Below are 1,493 nucleotides of genomic sequence, written 5' to 3'. Positions count from 1 at the left end.
AGAATAACGTGGCACATGAATTCCATACCGCTCCCCCTGGATTGAATTTAGGCGATATCGCCAACCGGACAACAAGGCTGACAGAGGGGGCTCTCCCCTCCCTGAGGAGAGTGACGTGTTGATTGAGCATCCAATATTGCTCCAGTTGGTTCCGCATTGCGCCCCTCTCGTTCACGCCACTGCGCACGTAACCGGTCATGCATTTTTTCGAATTTTCCCTCTGCGCCCCATCGCCGGAAAGTTCGATACACATTTTGCCAAGGCGGGAACTCTTTTGGCAGCATCCGCCACGAGCAGCCGCTTTTGACCACGTAACAGCAGGCATCGACAAGTAGGCGTTTTGGGTAACGCGGAGGAACTCCACGGCCACCTTCCGTTTCAAAGATGTCTGATACAAGCTCCCACTCAGCACTCACTACCTCACCAATACCTAAGACAACTCAGCCCTTCCTCTTGGTAGACTTAAGATGCTCACAAGTCCAAGCACAGCTAGTCACAAAAAGCCGTTGGTCGGTCGAAGCATCATGCCGACACGTGGGGTGATAAATGAACGTTTTCGAGTGCCGGCTCAGTTCGTTAGTACTTGATTTCGTCAAATGGCAGAAAATTGGCGGCACTTCACTAGGGTGTGTTGACGTTTCATAGCAGGGCTGTTGGCAGAATAGGGGCAAGCCCGCAGAATGAAGGTTCTTATGCCAACACACTGCGAGCCTGCCATGCCTCGACAGATCCGGGAGTGAGGTGCCCTGTCAGTCTTATTGTCCAGTCACTGCTGCGTCGTCTCATTTTCTTACAGCAAAAAGCCGCCCTTCGTTGGAAACAATCTTCCCCGGGTTGCTAGGCGTGGTCTTTATTCGCTTCTGACATGCTTCATCGCGTCTCGGGCACTGTGTCATCTTACCCGTCTGGAATGTCGGGCACGGCCAGGACTGCGTCGATTGCCGCATGTTTAGTGGCTGGTCGCCATGCAGACGCGGTTCCGGCCCGACTCCTTAGCCTGATACAAGGCGGCGTCCGCCCGCCTGAAACCCGCCTTGGGGGTCTCGTTGACATCTATCTGCGCGCCGCCAATGCTGATCCCGCCTCATTCATCGCGGCGGTGGTAGCGCCATTATTGAGCGCTTTACGTCTGCATGGTGGATGCGTTGAGGCTATTTAACGTCTTATCGACGCGATAATTATGCGAGATAGGCTTTTAGTGTCTCGTTTGTATCGTTTTTTTATATAGATAGCCGTCATTTGCCCACGGTGTGCTCTCGGCCCTTGGCCGATGATGATGCTTGCGCCGTTGAAGCCATCATGTCAGTCAGGAAGCGGCTGCAGTCGGCAGATACCCAGGAGTAAACGAGGCCACCATCTGTCGGCCGCAACACTCAAGCGCATGCGGATTTGGCGGGCTTTTACCGTGAACGTGGCCGCCACTTTTAACACTTGCTCACGCAGCTTGATCAAGCTCCAACCTTGCCCGGTCCGACGTTCCATCACGCAACGCA

At 54.1% G+C, this 1,493-nt stretch carries 2 pseudogenes; both read right to left on the bottom strand.

Annotated elements, in window-relative coordinates:
* Positions 1-89: 89 nt before the first annotated feature.
* Positions 90-407, bottom strand: a pseudogene (locus QC823_RS16095) (transposase); the annotation flags it as partial.
* Positions 408-1,302: 895 nt separating this feature from the next.
* Positions 1,303-1,493 (bottom strand): annotated as a pseudogene (locus QC823_RS16090) (IS1380 family transposase); the annotation flags it as partial.

It is taken from the genome of Vreelandella vilamensis, from assembly GCF_031451755.1.
Lineage (GTDB): Bacteria > Pseudomonadota > Gammaproteobacteria > Pseudomonadales > Halomonadaceae > Vreelandella > Vreelandella vilamensis.
Note: the sequence above shows the minus strand (reverse complement) of the source record. Positions and strands in the feature narration are given on the sequence as shown.